The sequence below is a fragment of the Devosia sp. genome (genome assembly GCF_017744655.1).
GTDB lineage: Bacteria > Pseudomonadota > Alphaproteobacteria > Rhizobiales > Devosiaceae > Devosia.
On sequence record NZ_JAGIAW010000005.1, the window covers coordinates 113,331 to 127,178 of the forward strand.

At 61.7% G+C, this 13,848-nt stretch carries 16 protein-coding genes; 11 read left to right on the forward strand and 5 right to left on the reverse strand.

Annotated elements, in window-relative coordinates:
* Position 1: 1 nt before the first annotated feature.
* Positions 2-928, reverse strand: a complete 927-nt coding sequence (gene coxB / locus J7557_RS11395; RefSeq protein ID WP_291420184.1) for a cytochrome c oxidase subunit II — start codon at positions 926-928, stop codon at positions 2-4.
* A gap of 326 nt (positions 929-1,254) precedes the next feature.
* Between coxB and J7557_RS11400 the strand changes: the two genes are divergently transcribed.
* Together J7557_RS11400 and J7557_RS11405 are read left to right on the forward strand one after the other, a co-directional pair.
* Entirely contained in the window at positions 1,255-1,758 is a 504-nt protein-coding gene (locus J7557_RS11400) for an invasion associated locus B family protein (protein ID WP_035087629.1), read from the forward strand.
* Between the two features lie 13 nt (positions 1,759-1,771).
* Positions 1,772-2,017: a PilZ domain-containing protein gene (locus J7557_RS11405; RefSeq protein ID WP_291420185.1), complete on the forward strand. Its 246-nt coding sequence runs from the start codon at positions 1,772-1,774 to the stop codon at positions 2,015-2,017.
* Positions 2,018-2,288: 271 nt separating this feature from the next.
* Here the strand turns inward: J7557_RS11405 and J7557_RS11410 are convergent, their stop codons facing one another.
* Entirely contained in the window at positions 2,289-2,552 is a 264-nt protein-coding gene (locus tag J7557_RS11410) for a DUF1127 domain-containing protein (RefSeq protein ID WP_291420186.1), read from the reverse strand.
* 150 nt (positions 2,553-2,702) lie between these two features.
* On the opposite strand from J7557_RS11410, the gene J7557_RS11415 reads away from it, so the two are divergent.
* The 5 genes from J7557_RS11415 to J7557_RS11435 are packed head-to-tail and all read left to right on the forward strand — an operon-like array spanning position 2,703 to position 7,108.
* On the forward strand, positions 2,703-3,590 hold the full coding sequence (locus J7557_RS11415; RefSeq protein ID WP_291420187.1) for a LysR family transcriptional regulator: 888 nt from the start codon (positions 2,703-2,705) through the stop codon (positions 3,588-3,590).
* Positions 3,591-3,592: 2 nt separating this feature from the next.
* Positions 3,593-4,024: a GNAT family protein gene (locus J7557_RS11420; RefSeq protein WP_291420188.1), complete on the forward strand. Its 432-nt coding sequence runs from the start codon at positions 3,593-3,595 to the stop codon at positions 4,022-4,024.
* Positions 4,025-4,055: 31 nt separating this feature from the next.
* Positions 4,056-5,672 (forward strand): exodeoxyribonuclease VII large subunit, encoded by a 1,617-nt coding sequence (gene xseA, locus J7557_RS11425; protein ID WP_291420189.1) that lies wholly within the window; start codon positions 4,056-4,058, stop codon positions 5,670-5,672.
* A gap of 48 nt (positions 5,673-5,720) precedes the next feature.
* Entirely contained in the window at positions 5,721-5,942 is a 222-nt protein-coding gene (locus J7557_RS11430) for a DUF2093 domain-containing protein (protein WP_035083511.1), read from the forward strand.
* 2 nt (positions 5,943-5,944) lie between these two features.
* Complete coding sequence (locus tag J7557_RS11435; RefSeq protein ID WP_291420190.1) at positions 5,945-7,108, forward strand: hypothetical protein; 1,164 nt, start codon at positions 5,945-5,947, stop codon at positions 7,106-7,108.
* On the opposite strand, the gene J7557_RS11440 is transcribed toward J7557_RS11435, so the two are convergent.
* Positions 7,105-7,350, reverse strand: coding sequence for a DUF4170 domain-containing protein (locus J7557_RS11440; RefSeq protein WP_291420191.1), 246 nt, complete (start codon positions 7,348-7,350; stop codon positions 7,105-7,107). The two genes, J7557_RS11435 and J7557_RS11440, sit on opposite strands and share 4 nt — an antisense overlap.
* A complete protein-coding gene (locus J7557_RS11445; RefSeq protein ID WP_291420192.1) occupies positions 7,343-8,212 on the reverse strand; it encodes a 3'(2'),5'-bisphosphate nucleotidase CysQ in 870 nt (289 codons plus the stop codon). Before J7557_RS11445 ends, J7557_RS11440 begins: the two co-directional genes overlap by 8 nt.
* A gap of 273 nt (positions 8,213-8,485) precedes the next feature.
* On the opposite strand from J7557_RS11445, the gene J7557_RS11450 reads away from it, so the two are divergent.
* The gene (locus tag J7557_RS11450) at positions 8,486-9,001 is read left to right on the forward strand and encodes a DUF6101 family protein (RefSeq protein ID WP_291420193.1); all 516 of its coding nucleotides are present in this window, start codon (positions 8,486-8,488) and stop codon (positions 8,999-9,001) included.
* A gap of 182 nt (positions 9,002-9,183) precedes the next feature.
* On the opposite strand, the gene ubiA is transcribed toward J7557_RS11450, so the two are convergent.
* Entirely contained in the window at positions 9,184-10,113 is a 930-nt protein-coding gene (gene ubiA / locus J7557_RS11455; protein ID WP_291420194.1) for a 4-hydroxybenzoate octaprenyltransferase, read from the reverse strand.
* A gap of 121 nt (positions 10,114-10,234) precedes the next feature.
* Between ubiA and J7557_RS11460 the strand changes: the two genes are divergently transcribed.
* The 3 genes from J7557_RS11460 to purD all read left to right on the forward strand — a co-directional run bounded on the left by J7557_RS11460 (position 10,235) and on the right by purD (position 13,782).
* The gene (locus J7557_RS11460; RefSeq protein ID WP_291420195.1) at positions 10,235-10,984 is read left to right on the forward strand and encodes a 16S rRNA (uracil(1498)-N(3))-methyltransferase; all 750 of its coding nucleotides are present in this window, start codon (positions 10,235-10,237) and stop codon (positions 10,982-10,984) included.
* Between the two features lie 75 nt (positions 10,985-11,059).
* Positions 11,060-12,430 carry a glutamate--cysteine ligase gene (locus tag J7557_RS11465; protein ID WP_291420196.1) on the forward strand — a complete coding sequence of 457 codons (1,371 nt, stop codon included), beginning with the start codon at positions 11,060-11,062 and terminating at the stop codon, positions 12,428-12,430.
* A gap of 77 nt (positions 12,431-12,507) precedes the next feature.
* Entirely contained in the window at positions 12,508-13,782 is a 1,275-nt protein-coding gene (gene purD, locus J7557_RS11470; protein ID WP_291420197.1) for a phosphoribosylamine--glycine ligase, read from the forward strand.
* Positions 13,783-13,848: the final 66 nt, after the last annotated feature.

Here is a 13,848-nt window from a genome sequence, read left to right on the forward strand (position 1 = left end):
ATTACTGAATAGCCGGCAGCACGGCGACGGCGCTGGCATAGTCACGGCTTTCCTTGAAGGCCGTGATGAAGGCTTGATATTCTTCGGCGGTGACGACGCGCACGGCGATCGGCATGAAGGCATGGTCCTTGCCGCACAGTTCCGAGCACTGGCCATAGAAGAGGCCGGTTTCGCGCGAATTGAACCAGGTTTCATTGAGACGCCCCGGCACGGCGTCGATCTTGATGCCGAAGGATGGAACGGCGAAGGCGTGGATCACGCCCGAGGGGCTCGATGTCACCTGCATCCGCACCGTGGTATCGACCGGAACGATGAGTTCATTGTCCACAGCCAGAAGGCGCGGCTGGTTCGGCTTGATCGTCTGGTGGTAGCTGTCCACGGCAGAACCAAGGATGTTCGAGTCAAAGGCGACGCCTTCGTCGACATATTCATAGTTCCAGTACCACTGCTCACCCGAGGCCTTGACGGTGACAGAGGCGGCCGGAACTTCGACTTCGCCGAACGAGAAGATGTTCGCGCCGAGATATTTGCGCTCGCCGTCGGGGGTCGTCAGCTGGTCGGACAGCACGCCGAAGGACGGGATGGCGATGATGATCAAAACGACGATCGGCAAGACCGTCCAGACCACTTCGATCAGCGTGTTGTGCGTGAAGCGCGCCGGCACCGGATTGGCCTTTGCATTGAAGCGCAGCACGATGACGATAAGCAATGCAAGAACGAAGAGCACGATAAGCGTGATCGTCCACATCAGCGGACCGTCGTGGAAGGCCACGATGGAATCCATGATCGGCGTAACCGACTGCTGCAGGTGGAACTGGCCCGGCTCCGGATGGCCCTTACCGATTTCCTGGGCGGAAGCGAAAGCGGGCATCAGTGCCAGCATGGCCGTCGCGGCGGCACCCAACTTCCTCACGAACTGACCGGTCACCATAAACCCCCTGTTAACCAATTCTGGTGGCGCACACCAAGAAAGAGAGTGGAAAACAGCGGCATAGCTCACGCCGCCCCGACTCAACCTCGGAGCGCAAAACTCGGATTTGACCTAAATCACATTGCTGGGACCGAGTCTATCGCGGCTTCGCACACTTCCGACTGTTTAAAACTGGACAAAATCGGAAGCCTTTGCCTCAAGCGCGCCGCAGTTTCGCTGCCAGATCGCCGGCAGCGCGCCCTTTGGTTGACAGGGCTTTAAGGATAACTCAAACAGGTCCGAACGCCCCGCGCCCCGAATTCGGCTGGAGACGAACAAGAGTGATGGAATTTTCGAAGCGGCTGATCGGCCTGGCCCTGACTGTCGCCGCCCTTGCCGGCGCCACCCCTGCTATGGCTCAGGGCACCGTGCGCGGCGAATATGGCGACTGGCAGATGAGTTGCGACACCCCGCCCGGCGCCAGCTCCGAACAATGCGCCATCATTCAGAACGTCATGGCCGAAGACCAGCCCAATGTCGGCCTCTCGGTCATCGTGTTGCGCACCGCCGATCGTGAAGCCCGGCTCCTCCGCGTTCTCGCACCGCTCGGCGTATTGCTGCCCAACGGCCTCGGCCTCAATGTCGACGGCACCGATATGGGCCGCGTCGCCTTTGTGCGCTGCCTGCCCAATGGTTGCGTCGCTGAAGTCGAGCTCGACGATGGCTTGATCGACGTTCTCTCCAAGGGCACGAGCGCGATTTTTGTCGTCTTCAAGACGCCGGAAGAAGGCGTGGGCATCCCGGTTTCGCTGGACGGGTTCTCTGAAGGCTTTGCCGCCCTGCCCTGACCCAGGACAGAGTATGGAAGACGATCGCCGGAAATATCATCGCAATCGCACGCTCAAGGGCGGACGAATCGTGACCAATGACGGGCATTCGACTTTCGATTGCACGGTGCGCAATCTGTCCGAAGAGGGCGCCAAACTGGTCGTGACGAGCATTGTCGGCCTGCCGCACCGCTTCCGGCTCTCCATGGCCGATGGCCGCAATTTCGATTGCGAAACGATCTGGCACACCGAAACCGAACTCGGCGTCCGGTTTCTGTAAGCGCAACGCTTCCCTACGTCGTCATTGCCGGGCTTGCCCCGGCAATCCATCTCGCCTCGGCATGGACCACCGGGACAAGCCCGGCGGTGACGGCTGGCGCCGGGCCCGCAGCCAAAACCCCAAAATGAAAAAAACCGGGCGAGTGCAAGCACAAGCCCGGTTAAGTTTTCAGGAAACGGGACCAGCGGCAAAACTGGCCCGGGAGATGGAACGAGCACATCGTGTTCGGTCCAAGGGGGACATCCGCGCCCGAGGGGCGTGGACGAAAGCGCTAGCGCAGAGCCTGGCGGGCTCGGGCGGTGTTAAGCACCATGGTGGCGGCGCGCGAGTTCTGCGCGGTCATGGCGTCGTGGATATCTGCATGGGAGAGACCAAGATCGCGCAGGCGATCACTGTCCAGCTCGAGCAGGCTCTTGAGCACGGTCCGGCGTTGACGATCAGTATTCACCTTGGCGACAAAGGCAAAAAAAGCGCGCAAGGGGGTAGTCGGCGTGGCGGCCGCAACTGACCGCTCGCCGGGCAGCGAGAGAGCCATTTCAAGTCTCCGAAATGTTGTTGTGCCGAAGGGAGATCGGCCGGAAGGACGCCTTTTACGGCGATGATGACGAGATAACCCGCTGGACTTCCATTCGTCCAACAAATAGATTTCATTCATTCAATCAAAATGAGTGATGGGAGATCTGCCATGGCCGCTCCACTCGATCTCGACCAGTTGCAGAGCTTTTGTGCCATTGCCGATTGCGGCAGTTTCACCGAGGCCGCCCGGCGTGTGAACAAGACGCAATCTGCCGTCTCCATGCAGATCAAGCGGCTCGAAGAGCGGCTCGGCCATGCCCTGCTGTCGCGCGATGGCCGCACGGTCACCCTCACCCACCACGGCGAAGTGCTTTATGAGCGCGCGCGGAAAATGCTGCGCACCAATGCCGAAATCCTCGACCATTTTTCCGACGGCGATCTCGCCGGCTCCATCCGCTTCGGCGTGCCGGACGACTACGCCGTACGCCTCCTGCCGGTAATCCTCTCAAGCTTCCAGCGCACGCATCCAAAAATCGTCGTCGACGTGTCCTGCATGGCGTCCGAACACCTTCTCGAAGGCATGCGCGCCGGCCGCTACGACCTCATCGTCTTCACCCAAGGCACCGAGCAGAATTTTGGTGAACTGTTCCGTACCGAAAAAATGTTCTGGGTGGCGAGCCATGGCGGGCGGGCGCTGGCCAGCGAACCGGTCGCCATTGCCTGCGGTCCGCAATATTGCATCTGGCGTAAGGACGCGATGGACGCGCTCGACCGCACCGGCACCGACTATCGCATCGCTTATACATCTTCCAACGCCACGGCCATTTCCTCGGCCGTGCTTTCCGATCTCGCCATCGGCTTCCTGCCCGAAAGCGCCTTGCAGCCGGGCATGCGCGTCGTCTCCGACGAACACGGCCTGCCCCATCTCCCCGACGCGCAGATGGCATTGATGCGTGGCAGCCACGCCTATGGTGGCATCTATGACGCGCTCGCCAATCACATCGTGCAGTCCATGGGCAATTTGGAACATCCGCACCAGGCGGAGGCGGCGGAATAGATTTGCTGCGCCTGAAGCCGCTAGATGCAAGTGATCTACCGATCGTCGAGCCCTGGTTCGACGATACCGAAACCCAGCGCTGGCTGGGCGGACGCGAGTGGCCGGCGCTGGGCTTCAGTTTGCAGGGGCCGGATCGCCAACTTTATCTCGCTCTCGACGAAACCACCCCGGTTGGCCTTCTCGACTGCGAGACCTATCCCGACAACAACGCCAGTTTCGCTGTGCTCACGGCTCCAGAAATGCGCAACCGCGGCATTGGACGCGCCATTCTATCCGCCTTCATGGCAGAGCCGGCCTACTCTCACATCTCCCGCTTCTTCGCCGGCATTGAGCGCGGCAATGTCGCCAGTGCGGCCTTGATGCTGAGTTGCAGCTTTGTGGAAGGCGAGGAAGACGAGGACGGCTTTATCGACTTCGAGTACCGCCGGTCTTGACCCGGCGCGGCAATTCCCGCACCAAGTCACCATGCCAGAAGTCCTGACCAATGCTGCCGAATTTACCGTTTCCGAAATCGCCCAGGCGGTGAAGCGGACGGTCGAAGACGAATTCGGACATGTCCGCGTGCGCGGCGAAATCTCCGGTTTTCGTGGCCAGCATTCTTCGGGCCACGCCTATTTCACCCTCAAGGACGACGCCGCTTCCATTGATGCCGTCATCTGGAAGGGCAGCTATGGCCGCCTCGCCTTCAAGCCCGAGGAAGGTCTCGAAGTCATCGCTACCGGGCGGCTGACGACCTTTCCGCGCTCGTCAAAATACCAGATCGTCATCGAGCAGATCGAACCGGCCGGCGCCGGTGCTCTCATGGCTTTGCTTGAAGAGCGCCGCAAAAAACTCCTCGCCGAAGGTCTTTTTGCTCGCGAACGCAAGCGCGCCCTACCCTATCTGCCGCGCGTCATCGGCGTCATCACCTCACCCACCGGCGCCGTCATCCGCGATATTCTCCACCGCCTCGATGATCGTTTCCCGAGCCACGTCCTTGTCTGGCCGGTGCGCGTACAGGGCGAAACCTGCGCCCCCGAAGTCGTCAACGCCATCGAAGGCTTTAACGCCTTCCTCCCCGATGGCCCCATTCCGCGCCCCGACATTCTTATTGTCGCGCGTGGCGGCGGCTCCATCGAAGACCTCTGGGGTTTTAATGAGGAAGCCGTGGTGCGCGCCGTCGCGGCCTCGGGCATTCCCGTCATTTCCGCGGTCGGCCACGAAACCGATACGACGCTGATCGACTATGCCTCGGACATGCGCGCGCCGACGCCCACCGCCGCCGCCGAAGCGGCCGTGCCTGTGCGCGCCGAACTCATCGCTTATGTCGATGACCAAGGCAGCCGCCAACGCCAGGCCGCTCGCCGCAGCCTTGCGAGCCTCAAAGACCGCCTCCGCGCCGCCAGCGCCGGCCTGCCGCGCCCGGCCGACCTCATTGCAACACAACGTCAGACCCTCGATATGGCAGGAACCCGCCTCTCCGGCGGCCTCCGCCATTTCGTGCAAGATCGTCGCCTGGCCTTCTCCCGCCTGGCCGGCTCCATCCAACCGCGCCTCGTACGTCAGCGCCACGCCGAACTTGCAAACCGCATCGACAATCTCGACCATCGCGCCCTGGCCGGCCTGCACAAGACCACCGAACGCGCCCGCCTCACCTTCGACCCGCGCGCCGCGCGCCTCATGGGTGCCGTTGGCCAGGCATTCGAACGCAAGCGGACGCAGTTCGTGCGTGTCGCGCTGCGCCTATCGCCGCAGCCACTGCGGGCTGAGCTCCGCCAGTTACAGGGTCAGCTCGCGCCTCTCGCGCAGCGCCTGACGCTGGCGCCCGATCGCATCACCGCAGACCGGCGGCAATCGCTGACGCAACTGACAAAGCTGCTCGAAACGCTGAGCTACCGCAGCGTCCTTGCGCGCGGCTATGCCCTGGTTCAGGACGAAGCCGGCGACGTGGTCAGCAGCGCAGCCGGTCTCAAACCCGGCGACGCGCTGAAACTCACCTTTGCCGATGGCGAAGTCGGCGCCAATGTTGCTGGCGCCCCACCGCAAAAGCGCAAAGCACCGCGTTCACCATCAGACGACGGGTCGCAGGAAAGTCTCTTTTGATTGTCCGATTTCCGCTCTATATCGGAATAATTCGGAAGGACACGGACGATGAATATCTTCGATAAGGGGTTTTCGCCCTCCGAAGCGACGGTACGCTACCTTGATGGTGACTATGTCGTCCTCAAGCAGGGGACTTTTGTGCGCTGCGCCATTTCGGGCAAGCCCATTCCTCTCGATGAACTCTTCTATTGGAGCGTCGACCGGCAGGAAGCCTATGCCGATGCTTCGACCGCCCACGAGGCCTTTATCCGCTACGGCCGAGGCAACTGAGCGTGATGGAGGCAGCGACGCGTCAGCGCTACCTCGTCATTTCCAATGGTCATGGGGAAGACGCCATCGGCGCTGCCCTCGTGCGGCAACTCACCAGCGATGCCCATGTCGAAGCCTATCCCATGATCGGCAGCGGCAAGTCCTACGAGGGCGCCTGCCGCATCGTAGGCCCTCGCGCCACGCTCGCCTCGGAAGGCTGGCGCAATGTGAAGGGTTCGCTGCGCCGCGACGTCGTCAGCGGCGGGTTACTCACGGTTCCGCCGGCCCTCAAATTCCTGCGTTCGGTGCGCGGGCACTATGACAAGGTCATTGTCATTGGCGACATGGTCGGCATTTTGGCCGCCCTGCCAACGGGCCTTCGCGATCTCATCTATCTCGACGTCTATAAGACCGGCGCGGCTCGGCTCTATTCCGCTGCCGAGGTCTGGGCTATCAAGCGCACCTGCCGCACGGTCTTCTGCCGCGGCGAAAGCCTCAGCGACAAGCTTCGCGCCGCCGGCGTCGATGCGCGTTGCGTCGGCAATATCATGATGGATGCCATTCCCCATGGCGACTACGACGCGCGAGCCCGCCGCCGCGCACCGCTCGCCGTCACCCTGCTCCCGGGCAGTCGCGCCCTGACGGCGGAGAGCTTCGCCCTGCAGGTCGCCGCGCTGCGTCTCATACCCGATGAAGAACGCCCCGATGTTTTTCTCGCGGTCGCCGGCAGCGTCAATGTCGAGGAACTGGCCAAGGCCGCAAGCCTCAGGCGTACCTCGCTCCTCAGCACTGAATCCGATGATCTGGGTGAATTGAGCGACGGCAATCTCACCGTCCATATGGCCCGCGGCGTTGCCATGGGTAATCTCGTCGAAGCGTCTGACGTGGTCCTGAGCCAGGCCGGGACCGCGACCATCCAGTCGCTCGGCCTCGGCCGGCCCGCCATTACCTTCATCAACCCGCGCGATCGCCGCTCGCGCTTCAATGATGAGCAGAACCTTTTTGGGGAAGCGCGCATCGTCACGGAAGCAAAGGCTGCGGACGTGTCGGAAGCGCTGCGTGGCCTTCTCACCGATATGTCGGAGCGCATGCGCCTTGCCGAAATCGGCCGCCAAAGGATCGGCGGCCCCGGCGCCATGGAGGCAATCGTGGCCGAGATCACAGCCCCGGCCACTTCGGAAAATTAAGCGCCGGTCGCTTCCGGATCGAGCAGGCGATGCAGGTGGACGATGAAATAGCGCGTCTGCGCGCTGTCCACGGTCAGCTGAGCCTTCTGGCGCCAGGCCACGAGAGCCGAAGCATAATTGGGATAGAGACCGACGATATCGACCTTGTCGAGATCGGCGAAGGTGACATGCTCGATGCTCGAGAGTTCGCCGCCGATCACCAGGTGAAGAAGTTGCTTGTCAGTCGCTTTGCTGTCAGCCATCGCTCAAGGGTCCACTGAGTTGGGAGGAGGAGGAAATCTCGGCCTCTGCCAAGGGCTCGGCCGGACAGCCGTAGACCTTGATCAGCGCCGCATGAACGAGAGGTTTTAGGCTCATGTCGGAAAGCGCCGCAAGCGCCCCGTGGCGCACATCTCGTCTGTTAAATTGTGGGAAGCCGCTGCACACGTCGGCCAGATCCTGGCCAGCTTCCTTGAGGATCACGGCCGCCGCCGCAATATCCCAATCCTGGCTGCCGCGCCGCACCACCGCCGCGTCGAGCTTGCCCGTCGCCACCTGCAATAGCCGATAGGCGAGCGAGGGATACATCGGCCCGCGTGTATAGTGCAGCCCGCCTTGCTGGAGCTCCTGATGCACCGCGCCCGGCGCGGGGATCAGCGGCGGCGCACCGGCACGGCGATGACGTTCCAGCGGTTCGCCATTAAGCCGCGCCCCGCCACCAAGCGAGGCCTCATACATTTCATTGCGCGCCGGCGCATAAACGACACCGGCCACCGGCACGCCGTTCTCCACCACGGCGAGGCACACCGTCCAGCAATCCTCGCCCTGAAGAAAGGCGCGGGTGCCGTCGATGGGATCGACAATAAAGACACGATCGCAATCGAGGCGGCTGGGATTATCGGCCGTTTCCTCGCTCAGCCAGCCATAGGCCGGCCGCGCGTTAAGCAGGCTCGCCGCAAGATAGCGGTCAACGATGATATCGGCTTCGCTGACCGGGGAGGCATTGCCCTTGGTCCAGCTCTTTATATCGCGGCGAAAATAGCCCGAGGCGATGATGCCCGCAGCCACGGCAGTGGCGCGAAGCAGTTCGAGATCGTCCTCATATGGCGGTGCAAAGGCTGGCATGGGCGGCTTTTATGCCTCGTACGACTTTTGGACAAGGCCCGCCGCGTTATGCCCCATTCTCCATAAGCGAAGTCCCCAAATATGGCAGGGTAAACGAGGTCCAACCTGATTGGGTAAACTGCTCGTTGCAGTGTGCAACACCCCGCTAACCACCCTCTGAAGACAAGATAAACTTAACCGAACCCATTAAGGCGCTGGGTAAGGGGACGCGGTAGATTGCCCTCACAAACGGAGCGCAAAAAACAGCTCTCGAAGTTACAGGAAGGCTAGAAAATGGTTCATGGCGTTGCGATGGAAGGATCGTCAGTCGTCCTTGCTTTCGGTAAGCCCGCCCTGGCGGAACGCCGCTTTGTTGCGGCAAACGACAATGGGCCGCGTGATCCGGTAAAAACCGTGACAGTGCGCAAACAGCTCGAACAGAGCGGCGTTGCCATCAAGATCAAGGTGCCGGTTACCGAATTTATCGGCGTGGCCGTGGCCACTCGAATTTCCGAAGAAGGCGTTCTTACCAGCGCGATCGAACTCGTCCATCCCGATGGCGAGCTGACCTACAAGGTCTTCGAAGAAGAAGGAAATCAGAACGTTGTCGCTGAATGGCAGAACTGGGGCAAGAAGCTCCGCCTGCCGCTGTTCATCAAGGCCGGCGACGGCTCCTATCTCCCCTATAGCCAGCAGGTTGATGGCGTGATGGTCGGCCAGACCGCCCCGCGCCGCAAGCTTGCAGCCGACGCCGCCCGTCGCCCCCGCTTCCTCAATCGCAGGAAGCCCGGCGAGGCCGAGGCCAACTAAAAGAATCCCCCTCCAAGGGCAACGTCGATGGGATCAGCTGGTGGTGCGGCTGGTCCCTTTGGCGTTTGTGGGGGCTATCACCGAACGTCATCCTCGGGCTCGACCCGAGGACACTTCACTTGACGATGACGTGGCAAGCACAAAGCCCTCGGGTCAAGCCCGAGGGTGACGGTCCTGGTGGACTACCAGGCCCACTCCGCCAGCAGCGCCAGCGTCAGGGCAATGCCCACATAGTGATTGATCTTGAACCGCACCAACGGGTTCTCGAAAATCTCGACATCGAGCGTATAGACCTGCCAGGCCAACAGCGCCGCCGGCACCAGCATTAGCGCGACGGCAATGAAACCACCGCCGGCGAGGATCGCCGCCATCAGCCAGAAAATCATCGCGCCGACATAGAGCGCGGAGACCGCCGGTTTCACATTGTCCCCAAACAGCCGGGCCGTGGATTTCACCCCGACCAGCGCATCGTCCTCGATATCCTGCAGCGCATAGATCGTGTCGTAGCCGATCACCCACATGATCGTGCCGATGTAGAGCAGGATCGGGGGCCAGGAGAGCCCACCGGTCTCGGCCGTCCAGCCGACCAGCGCGCCATAGGAAAATGCGAGGCCGAGGAAGAACTGCGGCCACCAGGTGATCCGCTTCATGAACGGATAGATCGCCACCAGCACCAGCGATGCAACACCGGCCCAGACCGTGAAGCGATTGAACTGGAAGAGAATGATCGCCCCCAGCAGGGCCTGCGCAATCAGAAAGGCCAGCGCCTGCTGCGAGGTCACCTGCCCCGACGGAATAGGCCGCAGCCGCGTGCGCGCCACCTTCATGTCGATGTCGCGATCGACGATGTCGTTAAAGGTGCATCCGGCGCCCCGCATCAGCACCGCGCCGATGAACATGAGAATGACGGCGATCCAGCCAAATCCGCGCTCGGGAATTTCCACCGCCGCCAATGCCAAGCCCCAGGCACAAGGCCAAAACAGCAGCCAGAAGCCGATCGGCCGGTCCCAGCGCGCCAGTCGCGCATAGGGTTTCAGCCAATCGGGCGCATGGCGATCGACCCAATTGTCCTTCTGGGCGTCAGCAACGGGTGCGGAATGAATATCGGACATGGTGCCACGACCTCGCGGTTCGACTCACCAGAGGTCTACTCCAATCGCTCAAGACAAAGTAGACCTGATCCCGAGCCCGTCGAAGAAGGAGGGCGCGGCACGCTGCCGCGTCCGAAGAAATATGCCTCGTAGCCACGCCAGCCTGCCCCGCCTTTTCGTTGATGCCGATCTCGCCAAGGGTGGCGAAGTCGCCCTTAACAAGGACCAGTCGCTTTATCTCGCCGCAGTGCTGCGCAAGAGCGTCGGCGATGAAGTCGTTCTGTTCAACGGCCGGAACGGCGCCTGGCTCTGCCGACTGACCAGCGATTCGAAAAAGGCCGTCACGCTGGCTGTCGTCGAAGAAGTCGCTGCTCAAACGGAAAAATCCGACCTCTGGTACGGTTTTGCACCGCTCAAGACCGAACGTCTCGACTATGTGATCCAAAAGGCCGTCGAGATGGGCGCCGGCACGATCCAGCCGGTGATGACACAATATACCCAGGTCCACCGCCTCAAGACCGAGCGCCTCCACGCCAATGCCATAGAGGCTGCCGAACAGTGCGAAGTGCTCTCGGTCCCAACAATTGCCGAGGAAATCACCCTCGAACGCCTGCTGTCCGACTGGCCAAATGAGCACGCTGATCGAAAACTGATCTTCGCCGACGAAGGCGAAGCCTCTTCTTCTCCCGTCGAAGTACTTTCCGCGCTCACGAGCCAAAAAATCGGCCTTCTCGTGGGCCCCGAAGGCGGGTTCTCCGACGCCGAGCGTGAAAAACTACGCTCCCTGCCCTTCGTCGTCCCCATCAGTCTTGGCCCGCGGATCCTCCGTGCCGACACCGCGGCCGTCGCTGCAATGGCTGTCATTCAAGCTATCATCGGTGATTGGCGATAAAAGCCGATTGCATTCCAGCTTGCGCTCGCTATGGTGCCGGCCCAATTTAGCCCTCACCGTTTAGACGAGGATCACATGGCCGGCGCCGACACTGCTTCGCCTCTGATTGAATCGCGCGCAGACCTGATCGAAGCGATGGAACGCGGCTCAAAGCCCGCTTCCGAATGGCGAATCGGCACCGAGCACGAGAAGCACGTCTTCCACACCAATCCCCTCCGCCCCGTCACCTATGAGGGCGAAAACGGCGTTCGTGCCCTCCTCGATGGCATCGAGAAGGAAACCGGCTGGCATCCGTTCTACGACGGCGAAAACCCCATCGGCCTCCGCAATAACGAAGTCGCCGGCGGCATCTCGCTCGAACCCGGTGGCCAGTTCGAACTGTCCGGCGCGCCGATGGAAACGCTGCATGGCACCGCGGACGAAATGGCCGAGCATATGCGCGTTGCCAAGAAGGTCGCCGCCCCGCTCGATATCCATTTCCTTGGCCTTGGCGTCACCCCGCTCTGGGCGGTCAAGGACATTCCGGCCATGCCAAAATCGCGTTATGGCATCATGACGCCCTATATGGACAAGGTCGGCACCCTCGGCACCTCGATGATGTACCGCTCGTGCACCGTCCAGACCAATCTCGATTTCTCCAGCGAAGCCGACATGGTCAAGAAGCTGCGCGTCTCGCTGGCGCTGCAGCCCATCGCCACCGCGCTTTTTGCGAATTCGCCCTTCGCCGATGGTCGCGACACCGGCTATCTCAGCTTCCGCAGCCATATCTGGCTCAACACCGACAATGCCCGCACCGGCATGCTCCCCTTCGCCTTCGATGAAGGTTTTGGCTTCGAGCAATATGCCGACCACGCCCTCGACGTGCCGATGTACTTTGTTATTCGCAACGGCCAGTACGTGAACGTCGCTGGCGAAAGTTTCCGTGCCTTCCTCAAGGGTGAGCTTCCGCAGCTCCCCGGCGAAAAGCCGACGGTCAAGGACTGGGAAGACCATCTTTCCACCCTGTTCCCGGAAGTGCGCCTGAAACAGTTCCTCGAAATGCGCGGCGCCGATATGGGCGATGAAGCCCATGTCACCGCCCTTTCCGCCTTCTGGACCGGTCTTCTCTATGATGAAGTTTCGCTCGAAGCCGCGCGGGAATTGACGCGCAACTGGACGCAGGAAGATCGCGATTATCTGCGCCGCGAAGTTCCGCGCCTCGGCCTCACCACGCCCTTCGACCGCTCCAGCATCTTTGACGCTGCCGCCCAGGCCGTCGGCATTGCCGAAGCCGGCCTCGTGCGCCGCAATCGCCTCAATGACAAGGGCCAGGATGAGACCATCCACCTCGCCTGTCTCGAAGAGACCGTCCGAACCGGCAAATCCCAGGCCGGCCGCTGGCTCGACAAGTTCCGCAACGAGTGGAACGGCGACGTCACGCCGATCTTCAAAGAAGCCGAGATGTAACTCCTTCCCACCAGCTTTCCCTTGCCCTTCCCGTCACTCTCGTGCATCACGCCCGCAACACGGCATGGAGGCAAGAGATGCGGGTTCTGGTCATCGGTTCTGGTGGGCGCGAGCATGCTCTCGCGTGGAAAATCGCCCAGTCGCCAAAGCTGACCAAGCTCTTCGTCATGCCCGGCAATGGCGGCACTGAAGCCATCGCCGAAAATCTGCCGGTCGACATCACCGACCACGCCGCCGTCATCGCTGCCGCCAAGGCGCACAACATCGACTTCGTCGTCGTCGGCCCCGATGCGCAGGTCGTCGCCGGTCTTGGCGACGACGTCCGCGCCGCAGGCTTCACCTGCTTCTGCCCCTCAAAAGCTGCCGGCCAGCTCGAAGGCTCGAAGAGCTTCACCAAGGCGCTCTGCGACGAGTTCGATATTCCCACCGCCGGCTATGCCCGCTTCGAGGATGAAGCCTCCGCCCTTGGCTATATCTACACCCAGGGCGCGCCCATCGTGATCAAAGCCGATGGCCTCGCTGCCGGCAAGGGCGTCACTGTCGCCATGAGTGTCGAAGAAGCCGAAGAAGCCATTATCGACTGTTTCTCTGGCACCTTCGGCGCTTCGGGCGCCGCCGTCGTCATCGAGGAATTCATGGAAGGCGAGGAAGTCAGCCTCTTCGTCCTCTGCGATGGCGAGACGCTGCTCCCTCTCACCACCGCCCAAGACCACAAGCGCGCCTTCGATGGCGATACCGGTCCCAATACTGGCGGCATGGGCGCCTATTCCCCCGCCCCGGTCATGACCGAAGAGCAGTACGAGTTCGCGATGACCCACATCGTCGAACCGACCGCCCGCGGCCTTGCCAAGCGGGGCACCCCCTATCAAGGCGTGCTCTATGCCGGCCTCATGCTCACCGACCAGGGCCCAAAACTCGTCGAATACAATGCGCGCTTCGGTGATCCCGAAACGCAGGTGATGATGATGCGCATGGAAAGCGACCTGCTTCCGCTCCTCCATGCCACGGCAACAGGCACGCTTGGGGGGCACGGTGTGACCTGGAAAGACGCCTATGCGTTGACGGTTATCATGGCGACTAAGGGCTATCCCGGCGACTATGGCAAAGGCAGCGAGATCAATGGCGCCGACGGCCTCGATACGGATGATCTGACCGTGTTTCACGCCGGAACGAAGCGCGATGGAGGCCGTTTACTCGCCAATGGTGGGCGCGTGCTCAATGTCACAGCGCTTGGTAATTCGGTGAGAGAGGCACAGGACCGTGCTTATCGAGGCGTTGACGCAGTGGATTGGCCAGAAGGCTTCTCCCGAAGGGATATCGGCTGGCGCGAAATCGCCCGCGAGCGGAACTGAACCTTTCCTCAATCTTGCGGGCCTACACTCCCGTCGGACCGTCTTCGAAGAGACGCCGCCGGAACG

What these genes read in the sequence shown, in the direction of transcription:
- ubiA (WP_291420194.1), bottom strand. Translation starts at nt 10,113, where the DNA reads ATGTCCGATATTCATTCCGCACCCGTTGCTGACGCCCAGAAGGACAAT.
- J7557_RS11405 (WP_291420185.1), top strand. Translation starts at nt 1,772, where the DNA reads ATGGAAGACGATCGCCGGAAATATCATCGCAATCGCACGCTCAAGGGC.
- J7557_RS11410 (WP_291420186.1), bottom strand. Translation starts at nt 2,552, where the DNA reads ATGGCTCTCTCGCTGCCCGGCGAGCGGTCAGTTGCGGCCGCCACGCCG.
- J7557_RS11460 (WP_291420195.1), top strand. Translation starts at nt 10,235, where the DNA reads ATGCCTCGTAGCCACGCCAGCCTGCCCCGCCTTTTCGTTGATGCCGAT.
- xseA (WP_291420189.1), top strand. Translation starts at nt 4,056, where the DNA reads ATGCCAGAAGTCCTGACCAATGCTGCCGAATTTACCGTTTCCGAAATC.
- J7557_RS11400 (WP_035087629.1), top strand. Translation starts at nt 1,255, where the DNA reads ATGGAATTTTCGAAGCGGCTGATCGGCCTGGCCCTGACTGTCGCCGCC.
- J7557_RS11415 (WP_291420187.1), top strand. Translation starts at nt 2,703, where the DNA reads ATGGCCGCTCCACTCGATCTCGACCAGTTGCAGAGCTTTTGTGCCATT.
- J7557_RS11450 (WP_291420193.1), top strand. Translation starts at nt 8,486, where the DNA reads ATGGTTCATGGCGTTGCGATGGAAGGATCGTCAGTCGTCCTTGCTTTC.
- J7557_RS11445 (WP_291420192.1), bottom strand. Translation starts at nt 8,212, where the DNA reads ATGCCAGCCTTTGCACCGCCATATGAGGACGATCTCGAACTGCTTCGC.
- J7557_RS11440 (WP_291420191.1), bottom strand. Translation starts at nt 7,350, where the DNA reads ATGGCTGACAGCAAAGCGACTGACAAGCAACTTCTTCACCTGGTGATC.
- J7557_RS11465 (WP_291420196.1), top strand. Translation starts at nt 11,060, where the DNA reads ATGGCCGGCGCCGACACTGCTTCGCCTCTGATTGAATCGCGCGCAGAC.
- J7557_RS11430 (WP_035083511.1), top strand. Translation starts at nt 5,721, where the DNA reads ATGAATATCTTCGATAAGGGGTTTTCGCCCTCCGAAGCGACGGTACGC.
- purD (WP_291420197.1), top strand. Translation starts at nt 12,508, where the DNA reads ATGCGGGTTCTGGTCATCGGTTCTGGTGGGCGCGAGCATGCTCTCGCG.